General features: G+C 44.3%; 13 protein-coding genes. 9 read left to right on the top strand and 4 right to left on the bottom strand.

Going from position 1 to position 17494, the window contains the following annotated elements; genetic code table 11:
- Positions 1-75 precede the first annotated feature (75 nt).
- Both ACHUET_RS14175 and ACHUET_RS14170 read right to left on the bottom strand, forming a co-directional pair.
- Positions 76-822, bottom strand: coding sequence for a hypothetical protein (locus ACHUET_RS14175; protein ID WP_394213727.1), 747 nt, complete (start codon positions 820-822; stop codon positions 76-78).
- A gap of 88 nt (positions 823-910) precedes the next feature.
- Positions 911-1657 carry a hypothetical protein gene (locus ACHUET_RS14170; protein ID WP_394213726.1) on the bottom strand — a complete coding sequence of 249 codons (747 nt, stop codon included), beginning with the start codon at positions 1655-1657 and terminating at the stop codon, positions 911-913.
- 434 nt (positions 1658-2091) lie between these two features.
- Here ACHUET_RS14170 and ACHUET_RS14165 point away from each other — a divergent pair, with 434 nt between their 5' ends.
- The 8 genes from ACHUET_RS14165 (at position 2092) to mmsB (ending at position 14043) form a co-directional block, all read left to right on the top strand.
- Positions 2092-3279, top strand: a complete 1188-nt coding sequence (locus tag ACHUET_RS14165) for an MFS transporter (protein ID WP_394213741.1) — start codon at positions 2092-2094, stop codon at positions 3277-3279.
- A gap of 309 nt (positions 3280-3588) precedes the next feature.
- Positions 3589-5259, top strand: coding sequence for a fatty acid--CoA ligase (locus ACHUET_RS14160; protein ID WP_394213725.1), 1671 nt, complete (start codon positions 3589-3591; stop codon positions 5257-5259).
- A gap of 314 nt (positions 5260-5573) precedes the next feature.
- Positions 5574-7595, top strand: a complete 2022-nt coding sequence (locus ACHUET_RS14155) for a propionate--CoA ligase (protein ID WP_394213724.1) — start codon at positions 5574-5576, stop codon at positions 7593-7595.
- Positions 7596-7929: 334 nt separating this feature from the next.
- Positions 7930-9414, top strand: a complete 1485-nt coding sequence (locus ACHUET_RS14150) for a CoA-acylating methylmalonate-semialdehyde dehydrogenase (RefSeq protein WP_394213723.1) — start codon at positions 7930-7932, stop codon at positions 9412-9414.
- 187 nt (positions 9415-9601) lie between these two features.
- Positions 9602-10762 carry an acyl-CoA dehydrogenase family protein gene (locus ACHUET_RS14145; RefSeq protein ID WP_394213722.1) on the top strand — a complete coding sequence of 387 codons (1161 nt, stop codon included), beginning with the start codon at positions 9602-9604 and terminating at the stop codon, positions 10760-10762.
- Between the two features lie 32 nt (positions 10763-10794).
- The gene (locus ACHUET_RS14140; RefSeq protein WP_394213721.1) at positions 10795-11577 is read left to right on the top strand and encodes an enoyl-CoA hydratase; all 783 of its coding nucleotides are present in this window, start codon (positions 10795-10797) and stop codon (positions 11575-11577) included.
- A 71-nt stretch (positions 11578-11648) separates the two neighbouring features.
- A complete protein-coding gene (locus ACHUET_RS14135) occupies positions 11649-12932 on the top strand; it encodes an enoyl-CoA hydratase/isomerase family protein (protein WP_394213719.1) in 1284 nt (427 codons plus the stop codon).
- A 193-nt stretch (positions 12933-13125) separates the two neighbouring features.
- Positions 13126-14043, top strand: coding sequence for a 3-hydroxyisobutyrate dehydrogenase (gene mmsB, locus ACHUET_RS14130; RefSeq protein ID WP_394213717.1), 918 nt, complete (start codon positions 13126-13128; stop codon positions 14041-14043).
- Positions 14044-14204: 161 nt separating this feature from the next.
- On the opposite strand, the gene ACHUET_RS14125 is transcribed toward mmsB, so the two are convergent.
- A complete protein-coding gene (locus ACHUET_RS14125) occupies positions 14205-14963 on the bottom strand; it encodes an IclR family transcriptional regulator (RefSeq protein WP_394213715.1) in 759 nt (252 codons plus the stop codon).
- A 593-nt stretch (positions 14964-15556) separates the two neighbouring features.
- Between ACHUET_RS14125 and ACHUET_RS14120 the strand changes: the two genes are divergently transcribed.
- Complete coding sequence (locus ACHUET_RS14120) at positions 15557-16432, top strand: hypothetical protein (RefSeq protein ID WP_394213713.1); 876 nt, start codon at positions 15557-15559, stop codon at positions 16430-16432.
- Between the two features lie 126 nt (positions 16433-16558).
- Here ACHUET_RS14120 and ACHUET_RS14115 read toward each other — a convergent pair whose 3' ends face one another.
- Positions 16559-17362: a 4'-phosphopantetheinyl transferase superfamily protein gene (locus ACHUET_RS14115; RefSeq protein ID WP_394213711.1), complete on the bottom strand. Its 804-nt coding sequence runs from the start codon at positions 17360-17362 to the stop codon at positions 16559-16561.
- Positions 17363-17494 lie beyond the last annotated feature (132 nt).

Genomic DNA, 17494 nt, shown 5'->3' with positions numbered 1-17494 from the left:
AGTTATATTCAATGAAAAGGGTCGCTATATTAGCGACCCTTTTATATTAGTAAAGTATATCTGTTAATGTAAAAACTATGCTTTTTCTAGCTTAGGACGGGCTTTCTCAATGGCTTTAACTAATGCTGTTTCAAACTCGCCATCTTTGAACCTCACAAGATAAGAGTGTGCTGCGCAAAAATTGCGAACGTCGCGCCATTCATGTGCTAGATGGGTCGCCCAGTCGCAATATTGTGCGCCCGCATTTGGCTCATTTTTGAGTGCTTTTTTGGTGGTAGGATGCAATATCAGCTCAGGTAAGACGGCCTCTAGTAATTTCATTGGCGGACTCATAAACGTATCATCAACGTGTAAGCTTTGGCTGGCAGGATGATAGGCCAATAGGGAGCCTGCATGAATCATCTCATTGGGTGCGATATAATGGATACCTTCTGACATTGAAAACTTGAGCTCAGGATAGCGTTCAGCAACCGCATCACTTTCTACCAAATCATCTGCCCAATTGACTTCTGGTACTTTCTTTGGATGACGTTTGCTGCCATAAAATGTGGCTTGCGGAAAGTCTTTTGCCATCTGGTCACAGTGTACGGTATGGAATGGATGAACGTTTAGGACAGCTTCGACATCTCTACCATTATTGGTGAGCGCCATTACCTCGTCTCGAACGTCACCTGTTAAGGCGTAGCTGTCCAAAAATATAAAGCGTCCTGAGGATAGCTTGACCAGCGAGCACTGGGTGCCAATATTTATCACACCGCCGATACGGAATGACCCGCGTATGTTCCAAAATCCTGCCCCTAAATCATGAATTTCATCTGACATTTATCGTTTTCCTTATTTAATGTATTAAACCAACAAGTGATTATTTTTCTTGTCGCAATTTTTATGTTTTAAGTTTTTCTTAGAGTCGTTATTTTGCCTCAAGCTCACTACGAGCATTATCAATGGTAGACAAAAGCGCCGCTTCAAACTGACCTTCTTCAAACACCACTAATCCTGAATGCGCGCCGCAAAAATGACGGACATTACGCCACTGGTGCGCCAGCTCTACCGCCCAATCACAATAGTGCTTGCCAGCGTCTGTCTCATCTTTGAGGGCTTTTTTAGTAGTTGGATGTAAGCCTAGGTTGGGCTGTACCGCATCAAATAGCTTAGAAGGTGGTATCTCAAACGTATCATCGACATATATACTTTGGCTAGCAGGATGATAGACCAATATTGAGCTTGCATGGACTGATTCATCAGGTGCGATGTAGTAAATGCCCTGAGGTAGGGAGAACTTCAGCTCAGGATAACGCTCAGCGACCGCATCGCTTTCGACCAAATCATCTGCCCAGCTTACTTCTGGCACTTGTTTTGGATGTCGACTACTACCGTAAAATGTGGCTTGCGGAAAGTCTTTAGCCATTTGCGCACAATGTATCGTATGAAATGGATGAACATTTAGCACTGCTTCGACATCTTGGCCGTCATTGGTCAGTGCCATCACTTGCTGACGAACCTCGTCTTTTAAAGTATAGCTGTCTAAAAAAATAAATCGCCCTGATGATAGCTTTATAAGCGCACATTGGACGCCGATATCTATGATGCCATTTTTTATAAATGACCCTCGAATGCTCCAAAATCCTGCACCTAAATCGTAAATCTCATCATTCATTGAAATGACTCCTTAATGGTTTAGTTGTTCAATTATTTTACTTATTGATACGTAGCACCCTATGATTATTGATTTTTGAGCGCGTAAAGTCTGTAATAGAAAAGATATAAGCAATGTAGATGTGTAAAAATAAAAAAGAGTTGTTAGGTAAATGTCATTATTGAGGGTATAGATCCGATTTTTTTATTCTAAATGGAGGGTCTAATCAAGCGCCAATAACACATTTAAACCTGAGCATATCGGTTGGTGTGCTAACATGATTTCTTATCACTATGATAAGTCTTTATCATTTATGGTCATGATCTTCCTTTATAAATTTGCGTTATATTCCTCTATCACCTAAGCCAATGACGCCTCCTTGTCATAGCATAATCAATATAGTCAGCTCCCTTGTGAATAATTCTACAGATAAAAATCAAAATTTAGCACCAAAGATAGCAGCCGCATCCAGTCACTCTACGTCGTGGATATTAAAGCTCACGATAGGCCTGATTGGTATGTTTGCCTTTTTGCAAGTGTACTCTATCCAAGCCGTGCTGCCAGTCATGATGGTGGATTTTTCTGCGACGGAAGTGCAAGCGGGTATGATCGTTGGCGCTACTGTATTGGCCATTGCCATCATGTCACCATTTTTGGGCATGCTCTCAGATGCAGTCGGGCGTAAGTCGTTTATCGTCGGTGCTTTGTTATTTTTGGCCATACCAACAGCGCTGGTTGCCCAAAGCTCTAGCATTGAATGGGTCGGTATTTGGCGTTTCATGCAAGGATTGTCTGTACCCGGTATTACGGTGGTAACGATTGCTTATATCGGTGAGGAGTTTGAGGGCCGGGCAATGACTGAGCTGATGTCCTTTTATGTGTCAGGATGCGTGCTTGGCGGCTTTATGGGTCGGTTCTTGTTAGGGCATTTGCATGAGTTGATTGGCTGGCGTAATGGCTATTATGTGATGACAGCGATGACGCTACTGGGGGCAATATGGGTCGGCAAGATGCTACCATCGTCTCGTCACTTTGAGGCCAATCCCAATTTTCGCTCAGCGATACAGACGCTGGGTGAGCATGTCACCAATCGTTATGTGGTGACCGCTTGCCTGCTTGGCGCTTGTGTGTTGTTCTCCCTTGTAGGCTGCTTCACCTTTATCAATTTACATTTGGCGGATAAGCCTTATGAGCTTGGCACGGGTGCGCTCGCCAATATTTTTGCTGTATATTTGCTTGGTGTTATTATCACGCCACTATCGACGACATTGCTGCGCCGGTTTGGTTCAGCACGTACGGTTCGGGTAGCCATTATTATCTCCATGATTGGGGTACTGTTGACCTTGGTGACTCCACTATGGGGGGTAATCATAGGACTTGCTGTTATGTCATCTGGTGTGTTTATTACGCAGTCAGCGACCATCAGCTATATCGCTGTCAATGTCAAAAAAGGTCGATCATTGGCATCAGGCTTATATTACATGGGTTATTACACAGGCGGTACGCTTGGAGCGTGGCTGGGTGGTATAGCTTATGCACGAGGGCAGTGGTCTCTTACCGTATGGTTGTTATTGTTTGTGCAGGTACTGGCGTTATTGATAGCCAGTTTTGGGATGATTAAAACGACCAGACGCGCCACTTAACGGTATATCAGGCATTATCTATGTTTGGTTACTCGTCTTATGATACGTAATGTAAGGTTGCTTTACATGATACTGCTTTTTTCTTACTATTAAAGAGGTCTTTAATCTTATTGCGGTCAGTGAAGCTATTGTTTTTACTGCGCCAAAACCGATTGGCATTTAGCAGGATGCTATTGAGAGTAATCAGAATGACTCTACATTATAAAAATAGTGTGGTTATAGCGGTTCATTCTGTATTAGTATGTCTTATTGCTACTTATTTATTACTATCTATAACTTATAAGCGCGACAAACAAGGAAGTTAGGTCTATGTCAAATATGTACCATGGTGCTCCCTCTGCCTATGATTATCCACTACTGGTCAAGCAGCTCTTAAACCGTGCAAAAACAGTGTCACAAGACCAAGAGATTGTCTATGCGAACAAAAAGCGACTCACTTACAAGGACTTGTTTGAGCGTATCAATCGCTTGGCTAACGTACTCGCAGACCTGAACCTTGATGCAGGCGACATCGTTGCCGTTATGGACTGGGACAGCAATCGCTATCTTGAGTCTTATTTTGCGGTACCGATGTCAGAGTACGTTCTACAAACTGTCAATATCCGTCTATCACCAGAAAAAGTTCTTTACACCATCAACCATGCCAAGCCTAAAGTGCTGATGCTCAACTCTGAGTTTGCGCCATTGGTCAAAGATTATCAGTTTGAAAACTCTAGTATTGAGCACATCATTTGGCTCGATGACAATGGTGTGACGGCGGAAGGCGTTTTTGGCAGTAATCAAAGCCGCGTGACAGGCGAGTACGAAGCATTGCTAGAAGCTGCTGATAGTCATTTTGATTTCCCAGACTTTGATGAAAATACCATCGCGACAACCTTTTACACCTCAGGTACGACAGGTAATCCAAAAGGCGTCTTCTTTAGTCACCGTCAGTTGGTACTGCACAGTCTGGCAGAAGCTGCAACATTGGGTATGTTGCCGAACAAGCAAGGTGTTAGCTACGGTGATGTTTATATGCCAATGACGCCGATGTTCCACGTACATGCATGGGGCTTCCCATTTACGGCGACGATGGTGGGGCTAAAGCAAGTCTATCCGGGACGTTATGCACCTGATAGCTTGCTGGATTTGATTATCAATGAAAAGGTGAGTATCACACATTGTGTGCCAACGATTTTGCAAATGGTACTCAAAGAAGCACAAGATCGCGATGCCAGTTTTAATGGACTAAAAATGATCATTGGTGGTTCAAGACTGACCGAAGGGCTAGCAAAAACAGCAATGGCCCAAGGTATCGAAGTTTATACTGGCTACGGTATGTCAGAAACGGCACCGCTTATCAGCCTGACTGAATTTAGTCTCAATGAGCCTGAAATGACTGAGGATGAAGACATTGCCCGTCGCTGTATGACAGGTAAGCCGGTGCTTATGGTCGATGCGCAAGTATGGGGGGAGGGCAACAAACCTGTCGGCAAGGGTCAAGAGAATACGGGTGAGCTGGTGCTACGGGCACCTTGGTTGACCCAAAGCTATCTCAAAAATGACGACGCTGGTAAGGATCTGTGGGAGAGTGGCTATATGCACACTCAAGACATCGCTTACATACGCCCAGATGGTTATATTAAAATCACGGATCGCCTAAAAGATGTGATCAAATCAGGTGGTGAGTGGATCTCATCGCTAGAGATTGAGACTATTTTATCATTGCATCCATCCGTAGCGGATGTTTCAGTGATTGGCGTTCGGGATAAGCAATGGGGCGAGCGTCCGCTGGCTTTGGTGGTATTAAAACCAAATGCTCAAGAAACCAGTGCTGACGACATCAAAGCTATTGCAGAAAAAGCGGTAGAGCGCGGTATCATTCCTAAATATGGCGTACCAAGTCAGTTTAAGTTCGTTGATGAACTGCCAAAAACCTCTGTTGGCAAGCATGACAAAAAAGTCATGCGTGAGATGTATGCCAATCAAACTCAAGTATAATATTATCTATCGATTGAATGTCGAAACGCTTGTGCTCATCAAAATGTCATGCGTGTTGCACGCTTAATAGTTGACCTTTGTGATGGGGTCTGCTACATTTTAAACCGATACATAACGTATCGGTTTTTTAATTCTGGCAAGGATGACCAGTATTTATCAGGACATTGTCTACCACAGTCAAAACAGTGTAGTGTTGATAAAGCCAATCGCGTACAAAGATCATATCAGGCGATGCAAGTGCGATAACAACTTACCAATGCGCCGATTATAAAACAATATTATTCCATTTCTCGTTTATGCTAAGGACAGCTATTATGAGCGACCACGCCCAACACCCAGTCTCTACTCAAGCGGCAGACATGCCCATGTTCGCTGACATCTATCACGACTCCATTATGGATCGAGAGAATTTTTGGGCTGAGCAAGCAAAGCGTATCTACTGGCATAAAGAGCCTGAGCAGATTCTCGATGATGGCAATCTGCCTTTTGCAAAATGGTTTGTTGGCGGTGAAACCAATCTTTGCTATAACTGTGTCGATCGGCATCTAGCAGACCGTGCAGAGCAAGATGCCTTTGTGTGGGTGTCATCAGAGATCAATCAAGAGTTAATAGAAACTTTTCCAGCGGTCGTTGATTCGTTTAAAGATCTGGGCAATAACGTTGAGTTTTATACAGATTATGCCAAGCGCCGCCTGACTTATAATGATTTATACAAAGAAGTCAATTACTTCGCAGACGTGCTACAGCGTCATGGTATTAGCAAGGGCGACCGTGTCATTATTTATATGCCAATGATTCTAGAAGCGGCATATGCCATGCTGGCTTGTGCTCGTATTGGTGCTATACACTCAGTTGTATTTGGCGGATTTGCCGCGCATAACTTGGCGATCCGTATGGATGATGCTGAGGCAAAAATGGTCATCACGGTAGATGCAGGTCTGCGTGATGGTAAGGTTATTAATTATAAGAACCTTGTCAACCAAGGCGTTGAGCAAGCAACGACCAAGCCTGAGCATGTTTTAGTTGTCAATCGTGGTATTTTACCGTTTGAGCCGAGAAATGTTGACGTCGATTATGCCACTGAACGACGCCACAGCTGCGAGGCCCATGCAGTCGTGGAACCAGTTTGGCTTGAATCCAATACACCGTCCTATCTGCTTTATACTTCTGGTACGACTGGCACACCGAAAGGGGTGCAACGTGATACTGGTGGTCATGCCGTCGCGCTGACGACATCGATGGATTATGTCTACGACGGTAAGGCAGGCGAGACGTTTTGGGCGATATCAGATATTGGCTGGGCGGTCGGACATTCCTATACGATTTATGCGCCATTACTGGCAGGTATGACCAGTGTTATGTACGAAGGCTTACCACACTTACCGAACCCAGGTATCTGGTGGCGTATTGTTGAAGCCAATAAAGTTAATATCCTATTCACGGCGCCTACAGGCGTACGCATGCTCAAAAAGCAAGATGAAAGCTGGATGACGCGCTATGATGTGTCTAGTGTCAAGTCGTTCTTTTTGGCAGGTGAGCCGCTTGACGAGTCAACAGCTAATTGGTTGTCTCAGCATTTAGGCGTACCGATTTTAGATCACTATTGGCAGACAGAGTCTGGCTGGCCGATCTTGAGCCATACACCAAAATTCAATCATAAACTGCACAAGCAGGGCTCGCCCGGTTATCCTATGTATGGCTATGAAGCACAGGTCCTCAATGAGGAAACAGGTGAACCTTGTAAGGCGGGTGAAAAAGGGTTGCTTGCGATTAAAGCGCCGCTGCCACCTGGCTGTCTCACCACGGTATGGCGTAACGATGAGCGCTTTGTCAGCAGTTACTTTGGTCTGTTTGATGGCCAGCAGTATTCTACTTCAGACTATGCAGTGACAGATGAAGACGGTTACTTTTACATCTTGGGGCGTACCGATGACGTGATAAACGTCGCAGGTCATCGAATAGGCACGCAAGAGATTGAAGAAGCAATCAGTACCCATCCAGAGATGGCAGAATGCGCTGTGGTAGGCATTCAAGATGAGCTAAAAGGCGAGCTACCGATTGCGTTCTGCGTCCTAAAAGATCAATCGCAAGTCGAAACGACCGAAAACCGCTTCCGCATTGAGCAGCAAGTGATAGGTGCGGTGGTCAAATCTTTGGGCGGTATCGCAAGGCCAGCAGCTATCTATTTTCCGCAAGCACTGCCAAAGACGCGCTCTGGCAAAATCCTACGCCGATCTATTCGTGCATTGGCTGAAGATAAGCCTACAGGAGATATGTCGACCCTCGATAACCCAGCCGCTATCGATGCGATTAAGCAGTCAATGAAAGACTATTGATCAGCACAGGTTAATAAGTTCCCTACTGCCTATCAAAATTAGACTAACCATTTAAAAGCTCATGAATCATCATGGGCTTTTTTGTTTCTGCTGTTTTCTTATAGCAGCCCGTTCACTTATCGCATTTTGGTAGAACAAACTTAATGAAAATTTTGATAAAGCGCTTGACCCTAAAATTGATTTATTGCTATAGTCAATAACGATACAAAATAAATCATTTTAAAATTTGGTTTTTTGATCATGTTTTATAGATAAACGCTCACAGCTTTTTATTTTCCAATGAATACTTAGGTGCCGTCACACGGTAGTCTCGCAAAAAAGATAAGGATATCTTATGCACCACGTTCAACAGCTCATCAACGGTCAGTTCGCACAGTCAAATACCGACGAATGGATTGATATTACCGATCCTGCGACTCAGGAAGTTATCGCAAAGGTCCCGCAAACCACCAATGATGAGATCAATCAAGCCGTTGCAGCCGCCCAGACCGCGTTTGAGACATGGCGTAAAACACCAATCACCACGCGTGCTCGAATATTCTTGACCTATCAAGCACTTATTCGCGAGCATATGGATGAGTTGGCAGAAATCTTGACCGCAGAGCAAGGCAAAACGATTGCTGATGCGCGTGGCGATGTGTTCCGTGGCCTAGAAGTGGTCGAGCATGCAGCTGGTATCGCCAATTTGCAAATCGGCGACTTTGTAGAAAACGTCGCATCAGGTGTTGATACTTATAGTATTTGGCAACCACTCGGTGTTTGTGCTGGTATTACGCCATTTAACTTCCCTGCGATGATTCCTCTATGGATGTTCCCAATGGCGATTGCTACGGGCAATACATTCATTTTAAAACCATCTGAACAAGATCCAATGGTGACTATGCGCCTCGTGGAGCTAGCGATTGAAGCGGGCGTACCAGAAGGTGTGCTGAACGTGGTGCACGGTGGCAAAGCGACCGTCGACGCTATCTGTGACCATCCAGATATCAAAGCGGTTTCTTTTGTGGGTTCTACCAACGTTGGTAAACATGTTTATGAGCGTGCCAGCCAGTCAGGTAAGCGTGCCCAATGCATGATGGGTGCAAAAAACCACGGTGTTATCTTGCCTGATGCCAATAAAGAGCAAACGCTCAATCAGCTAGCGGGCGCGGCATTTGGCGCAGCGGGTCAACGCTGTATGGCGCTGTCAGTGGTCGTGCTAGTAGGCGCAGCTGGTGAGTGGATTGATGAAATCAAAGCCAAAGCAGAAAGTTTAGTTGTCTCAGCAGGTAAAAATGATAAAGATTTGGGACCACTGATTTCTCCTGCTGCAAAAGCCCGTGTCGAGCATTTGATTGGAACTGGGGTAGAAGAGGGCGCAAGCTTAATACTTGACGGTCGCGGAATTACCGTTGAAGGGTTTGAGAACGGTAACTTTGTTGGGCCGACTATTTTTGATAATGTCACAAGCGACATGCAAATTTATAAAGAAGAAATATTCGGACCAGTACTGTGCATTATGCGCGCTGATAGTTTGGACGAAGCAATTGCACTGCTCAATGCCAATCCACACGGTAATGGTACCGCGATATTCACCCAGTCAGGAGCGGCAGCCCACAAATTCCAACAAGACATTCAAGTCGGTCAAATTGGTATCAACTTGCCGATTCCAGTGCCACTTCCAATGTTCTCTTTCTCAGGGTCACGTGCCAGTAAACTTGGCGACCTAGGTCCTTATGGCAAGCAAGCCGTACAGTTCTATACTCAGACGAAGACAGTGACGGCACGTTGGTTCGATGATGAAGCGAGCCGCGGTGTTAATACGACAATTTCGATTTAATCGTCGGATTACTATATTTTCGGTATAACGTTAATACGACTTGCGGTACTATTGAACGCAATTTTATTATCGTTATGCCGTTATCATATAGCGCTGATGTCTTATAAAATCTCTGACCAACACTTTTACTGAAGCTTTTATCAAATCTAAGCCTTTATATCTGATCTATAAGAACAAGGATGACCCTATGGATTTTTCATTGACCGATGACCAAGTTGCCTTTCGCCAAACGGCTCGTCAGTTTGCGCAAAAAGAGCTCAAGCCGAACGCTGCTGAATGGGATCGCACCTCGCATTTCCCAGTGGACATCATCAAAAAATCTGGTGAGCTTGGCTTTTTGGGGCTATACACCAATCCAGAATATAATGGCTTGGGCCTGCCAAGGCTCGACTCAGCAATGGTATTCGAAGAGCTGGCATGGGGTGATACATCCGTGGCGGCTTATATGAGCATCCATAATATGGCCGCATGGATGATCGGTGAATATGGTAGCGACAGCTTATGCAAAAAATATTTGCCCAATATGGTCAGCGGTGAGTGGCTTGGCAGCTATTGCCTAACAGAGCCAAATGCAGGGTCGGATGCAGCTTCACTCCGTACCAAAGCGGATAAACAAGGCGACCATTACGTACTGAATGGTGAAAAAACCTTTATCTCTGGCGCAGGCTCGACCGATGTATTGGTAGTAATGGCGCGTACTGGTGGTGCTGGGCCAAAAGGTGTATCTGCGTTTGTTGTAGATGCCAATAGTGCTGGTATCGAATATGGCAAAAACGAGCATAAAATGGGCTGGAAAGCACAGCCGACACGGACGATTAGCTTTAAAGATGTCAAAGTCCCAGCAGAAAACCTGATAGGTGAGGAAGGCCAAGGTTTTCGTATCGCGATGAAAGGTCTAGACGGTGGTCGTATTAATATCGGTATTTGCGCAGTAGGAACGGCACAATCTGCATTAGAGACGGCAACCAGTTACGTGCAAGAGCGAAGCCAATTTGGCAGTCCAATTGCTAGCTTACAATCCGTACAGTTTAAACTTGCTGATATGTTGACTCAGACCATCGCCGCGCGTCAAATGCTCTATCTTGCGGCAAGTAAAGTTGATAACAACGATGGGCAAGCGTCTACCTACTGTGCAATGGCCAAACGTCTCTCCACCGATCTTTGTTTCGATGTTGCTAATGAAGCTCTGCAATTGCACGGCGGCTATGGTTATCTAAACGAATATCCACTTGAGCGCCACGTACGCGATTTGCGTGTCCATCAAATCCTAGAAGGCACCAATGAGATCATGCGCGTGATTATTTCGCGTCAAGTCTTGCAAGATGAAGGGTTAAGCCAACTGCGCTAATTTATCTCGCTTTACTAAAACAAGGATGTTTTATGACAGAGTATACCAATCTACAGCTATCTATTGATGGTCATACCGCAACATTGACGTTGAATAACCCACCTGCACATACGTGGACGATGGACAGTCTGCATGCACTTAAGCAGCTCATCACAGACCTCAATGCCAATGACGATGTCTACGCATTGATTGTGCATGGAGATGGCGAAAAATTCTTTTCAGCTGGTGCAGATTTAAACAACTTCTCAGACGGCGATAAAGGCCGCGCAATAAGTATGGCGATTGCATTTGGTGAGGCGTTCGAAGCCCTGTCTGCCTATCGCGGTGTCAGTATTGCTGTCATCAACGGCTATGCGATGGGCGGCGGACTTGAGTGTGCGCTTGCATGTGATATCCGTATCGCAGAAGCGCACGCCCAGATGGCACTGCCAGAGACAGGTGTGGGATTACTGCCCTGTGCAGGCGGTACCCAAAACCTACCTTGGCTAGTAGGTGAAGGTTGGGCCAAGCGCATGATACTGTGCGGCGAGCGCGTCGATGCAGATACGGCACTGCGTATCGGTCTGGTTGAAGAGGTCACTGCAAAAGGCGCGGGACTACAAGCCGCTCAAGATTTGGCAAAGAAAGTAGCAAAGCAATCACCCGTCGCCGTCAGTTATTCCAAAGCACTTATTCAGGCGGCTAGAGACACACCGCCTGCACAAAATCTTATCCATGAGCGTGAAGCTTTCGTTAAGCTATTTGACACAATAGATCAGCGTGAAGGGGTACAAGCCTTTTTAGAAAAGCGTCAACCCAGTTGGCAAAACAAATAAGCATTGCTTAAAATGCTTGGGTCATAACACTCATGACATTATTTAACTTTTTTATTTTGTAGGTCACTTTTATGACAGCAGCTACGACATCGACTAACGACACCAACAGCACTAACGCGCAAACATCAGCCAATAATACAGCACAAGAAGCGTCTGTACTGTTCAATACTGAACCGACAGATTGCGGGCACTTGATTGGAGTCATGACACTCAATACACCAAAATCGCTTAATGCGCTCAGTGTTGATATGTGCCAACTGCTAGCAGCGCAGTTAGAGGAGTGGCAAACGGATGACCAAGTAGTGGCGATAGTGTTAAAAGGTGCAGGCGATAAGGCATTTTGTGCGGGCGGTGATATCCGTAAGCTCTATGACAGTATGTCTACTAGTGCGCCGATGCCAAACCCTTATGCCACTGAGTTTTTCAGTCACGAGTATCGTCTATATCGACAAATGCACTTTTACTCAAAACCTCTAATATTATGGGGTGATGGCATCATTATGGGCGGCGGTATGGGGCTGATGGCAGGATGCAGTCACCGTGTCGTCACTGAGCGTACGCGTTTTGCTATGCCTGAGATTACTATTGGCCTATTTCCTGATGCCTCAGGCAGTTGGTTTTTGCAGCGAATGCCCGCCAAAACAGGTTTGTTCTTAGGCTTGACTGGAGCAATGTGTAATGGCAATGACGCGCTGTTGGCCAACCTAGCAGAGTATGCTGTTGCCAGCCATGATTATGATGCTGTCATACAACGTCTTAAGCAGAGCGACTGGCAAACGCTAGATAGTGCCAGTAGTTCAAACAAGTTCCATCATAATAGTGCTCATAGTATCGTCAGTCGCGCACTTGCTGAGCTGCCAGTAGCCGAGTTGCCTGATAGCAAGCTCGCGACCTACTGGAAGCCTATCCAAAAATTGATGAACAGTGGCGGTTTGGCAGATATCGATGCGCTGCTACAAAGTGATGAAGCGCTAGCACAGTTAAATAAAGACTTTGCAGAGGACAGTTGGACGCAGCGAGCAGTCGCAACGTATCGGCATGGTTGCCCAGTAACGGCAGCGTTAACCTACGCGCTGTATCAAAAAGTCTCTGATTTATCGATCGAACAAGTACTTTATTTAGAAACCAACGTCGCAGTACACTGTGCAGCCAATCCTGATTTCAAAGAAGGCGTGCGGGCATTATTGATTGATAAGGATAAAGATCCGCAGTGGTCGCGCTCATTGGCAGACTGTCTAAGTGTAGAAGGCCAAGCGTATATCGATAAGCACTTTGCCAATCCTTATCCAAAAGGTGAGCACCCTCTAGAAGGTTGGTTGGGTGAGGAAGCTTTGGGCAGTCGATACGTCGGCTAACTACTTAAAAGAAATTTATAACGTAAGACAATCAGCGATTTCATAAAGTTTTAAAGAAGGGTGCTAAGACATAAGATAGCAGCATTCATTAATAAGCAATATTCACTGATAAACACTGTTAAATAGTATGTAGCAGTAGTTACATCATAAATCATCAAGGAGTGATGAGATGGGTACAAAGGATACAAGTATAATGAATAATAGCTCTAAACCAAATATTGCCTTTATTGGGCTTGGTAATATGGGTGCGCCTATGGCAGAAAACTTATTAAAGGCAGGCTATACACTTTCTGTCTTCGATCTGTCTGACGCAGCAACCCAGCGCTTAGAAAAAGCAGGTGCTCGTGTGGCACAGAGTCCTAAAGATGCGGCGAGCAACGCCCAAGTTGTCATTAGTATGTTGCCGGCGGGTCAGCATGTGCATTCTGTGTATCTGGGTGATAGTGGCGCTAATGGGTTATTGGCAGAATTACCAAAAGGCACGCTTGTGATTGACAGTAGTACGATAGCGGCTGCTGATGCTAGAACAGTGGCAGACGCTGCAAGCCAGCTTGGCATCGACTTTTTGGACGCCCCAGTATCTGGCGGGACAGGCGGGGCGATTGCTGGTAGCTTGACCTTTATTGTTGGTGGTGATGACGACGCTTTTGCCAAAGCTGAGCCGATACTCGCTGTAATGGGGAAAAATATTTTTCATGCAGGCGATCATGGCGCAGGACAAGTTGCGAAGATTTGCAACAACATGCTGTTAGGTATCCTAATGGCAGGCACGGCAGAGGCGATTAATTTAGGGGTTAAGAACGGTCTAGATCCCAAAGTGTTATCAGACATTATGCTACAAAGCTCAGGTCGTAACTGGACGTTAGAAGTCTATAACCCTTATCCGCAAGTTATGGAAAACGTCCCATCTAGTAATGGCTACCAAGGTGGTTTTATGAGTAAGCTGATGCAAAAAGATCTAAATCTTGCTATGCAAACAGCTCAAGATACTCATGTAGACACGCCAATGGGTGCCAAGGCAACAGAGTTATATGCCATGCATGCGCTCGAGAACGGTGATAAAGATTTTTCTAGTATTATGGGCCGTCATGATGCCTCGGTACTGTTTTAGAATTATCTTAGAAATAAAGACTCGTATACTCAATCACTCTTACTATCGTGAATAGTGAGGACTGATTAGAGATAGCGTATTCGATGAAAAAAGGTTCAAGCTATGTTTATAGCTTGAACCTTTTTTTATTTGATCATAGTGATGAATGAGCAATGACTCTATTAGCTTTGTAAGTCATACACGAGAGCTTGGATATCTTGCGCTGCTTGCTGTAGTCGAGGCACATGAGTCAGTAGCTCGTCGAGCGATACGCGTATCGTCGGTGCATGCAGGTACAATGAGGCCAGATAGCGCGACTTCTTATCTAATATAGGCACGGCCACCGCCACCATCTCAGAGATAAACTCCTCGTTATCAATACCGATGCCAGTGGTAGCGATACGATCGAGCTCGGCATTCAAGGCATCAATATCAGTGATGGTGTTTTTGGTAAATTTATCTAATGGTAGACCTTGCAGTATCTTATTGCGACTGGTAGTAGATAATTGGCTCAAATACAATTTACCAGTTGCCGTACACCACATAGGCGACTTTGCTCCTACAGGGAGGTATATCTGCAATGGCAAGGTCGTTTGTGCGCGATTGGTGTAGATCATGTTCATATGATAAGGAACGCCGATACCGCAAGTTTCTTTGAGGTCATCAACCAGTTTTTGCAAAATCATCTGGCGCTCATTAAAGAATAACCGCTGCTGCCAAAGCTCAACGCTCAGATTGCGTACCCGTTTACCAGGAACAATACCGCCACCGATATCAACGGTCAAAAAACCATCGTCGACCAAATTCTGAATCAAACGGTGTATGGTTGGCTTAGGAATATCCAACTCTTGCGATAGTTCAAGTGGAGAGAGAGGTTTAGAAGCATATGACACGGCTTCTATGATCTCTAACACACGGGTAATCGAGGATACTTTAGGCATATAAAAGGCTCAGTAGTGGTAAAAGGGATGAGGCTGACGAGACTATAACGTTTTCATAACGAAGACAAATAGTAATAAATCTGCATTCCCACAGTAGATCTATCGCTATGTCTAATTTAGCACAATATCAAGCTGAGACAAGGATTAGTGACACTATATAAGAACATTTGTACTGTTAGCTTCAATATTTACAATTTTTTCTAAGCGAAACAGTAGATACCTCAACTCACATACTGCAACATTCTGTAGTAATAAGCTATATAACTGGTGTTGAGTTGAGCCGTTGACTCAGACATTATGATGAAACATTTTGTAATACCCTCACATGAACATTAAGCTAGTCAATATTCATGTCTACACTGATTAATTGCTTTGAGAGGGTTTTGTAACAGGAATTCAAAGTTTTGCAGGTTGGTGTAGCAATTATTACAGTAACTATGCAATCTTTACATAACGGCAAATAAAAAGCGCATCCTTGGGGGTGACTTTTTGAGTCAAAATTGTTTTAATCTCTTCAACAAAATGGTGGTTTAAAAAAGAGCAAAATTACCATTTTTTACGGGCGAGTTACTTTATACTTTAGGAGAATAATTATGAAACTTATTAAACTTACAGCTATCTCTGCTGCTGTTCTAGCATCAACTGCTGCATTAGCAGCTGATCCAGTTATCGTTGTTGATGACAACGATGCGGTAGTATACGAAGCTGAGCCAGTGGCTGTTGCCTATCAAGCAGAACCTTCTTACGCATATAACTCTGATGCTGGTATCGTACGCAACACTACTGGTGCTGTAGTTGGTGGTACTAAAACTTTCTTCCAAACAGCTGTTAACCCAGCATCTGTTAGTGCTGAAGTTGGTACACTAGGTTATGGTGCTAACATTGCTTGGGCAATGAATGACAAAACTGAATTACAAGCTGGTTGGGCAGGTGGCGATGTTGCTGACCTTTTCGGCGGTGATTTCGATGCAAATGATGTAAACTATGATGTGGATTCTGATTTTAGTAACCCGTATCTAGGCGTGCAGGTTCGCCCGATGGCTAATTGGTTCACAATGGGTGCCGGTATTATCGTACCTGATAACGATTTTGATGTGACTGCTAATTCAAAAGGCGGCACTTATAAAATTGATGATGTGTCATATAATGCAGATGATGTAGGTACTTTAAAGGGTACTATGGAACATCGTAATAAGCTAGCGCCTTATGCTACTATTGGTTTCCGTCCTAACATCACTAGTAATTTCGGCCTGTTCGGTGAAGTTGGTGCGGCCTATATGGGCAAAACAGATGCTACAGTTAATGCAACTGATTCAACCAATCCTGTACGTATCTCTAACGGTGTGACTGATGTACCTTCTGGTTTGAATGCTGGTCAAGTTGCTAAACTTGCTGAGCAAGAGTTAGAAGATAAAGATTATCTTGAGTGGATGCCAATCGTTAAAGTTGGTGCTACTTACCGTTTCTAATCTAATCACAGTGTAAATACTGTCATTAGAAGAATCGAAGTGTGAAAAAACGGCCCTTTTTAGGGTCGTTTTTTTATGTCTAGAAGAAAGCGGAGATAAACGCTGCGATAGCATTGCTAAGTATGATCAAAAAACGACTACTGTTTGATCTGCTTGCAATACTGCGATTTGGTGATTGGATTGATTGTCAGTATGACTGATAGTAATAAAGTCTCTATTTATATCATCAGTCAAGGCAGGGATGACATCAGAGTAATCTATACCTAAACCTTGTGCCAAAGTATACTGGTGAATCTTAATAAAGCTTTCTTTGATTTGCCATAGTAACTTTGCAATATAATCACGCTGATTTTTTGGTAATGTCTGTAAGATAGTAATTTCATTATCTGAGTAAAAACGCTTGATGATATGCCAAGCAACATTATTGTGCTCGATGTCGATACCAGCAGGGCGACGACGACTGATGACCGCTGCTATTTTGCTGTATGAAATAGGACCGATATTTTGATTAGATTTTTTATTAAATTCATCTTTGTTATGAGCGGCTGTATGGCTAAAACATACGTAATACTTGCTTTGGCTAAGACGATAGGGAAAGTTCGACTCATCTAGGATATCGTTGATTTCTAGCTTATTAAGTAGCGTTTGTAGTAACTGTCTCACACCTTGGCGCTGCTGTTGGCGTTGCCTATGAGCAATACTACGTTTTGATATTGGTTTTTGTACTGCATGATAATGCCATTCGAAATGACGAAGCTCAGCAAGGACTATATGTGATGATGGATATGCTGATAACCAGTATGAGTCGTTCCACAAATTGCTCATTCCTACAGGACTGGATAGGTCGCTTACTTGAGCAGTCACGCACCATGCTTCGCGGTCGAGCTGAATGTATTGGATTTGAGTTAGATTCATGGTTGGTATTATCATGATTGGTCATTAATATTTTTAATTGAAAACGAAGTTTTTTTAGGAATATAAATAATAGGTGGTGTTCTAAAAAGTATGCTGGCATCAGACGTAGCCATAATTGACATAAAAGAACACCAGATCGAATACTTT

It is taken from the genome of Psychrobacter piscatorii (assembly GCF_043641605.1).
GTDB classification, from domain to species: Bacteria; Pseudomonadota; Gammaproteobacteria; order Pseudomonadales; family Moraxellaceae; genus Psychrobacter; species Psychrobacter piscatorii_C.
This window is presented reverse-complemented; position numbering and strand designations above follow the sequence as displayed.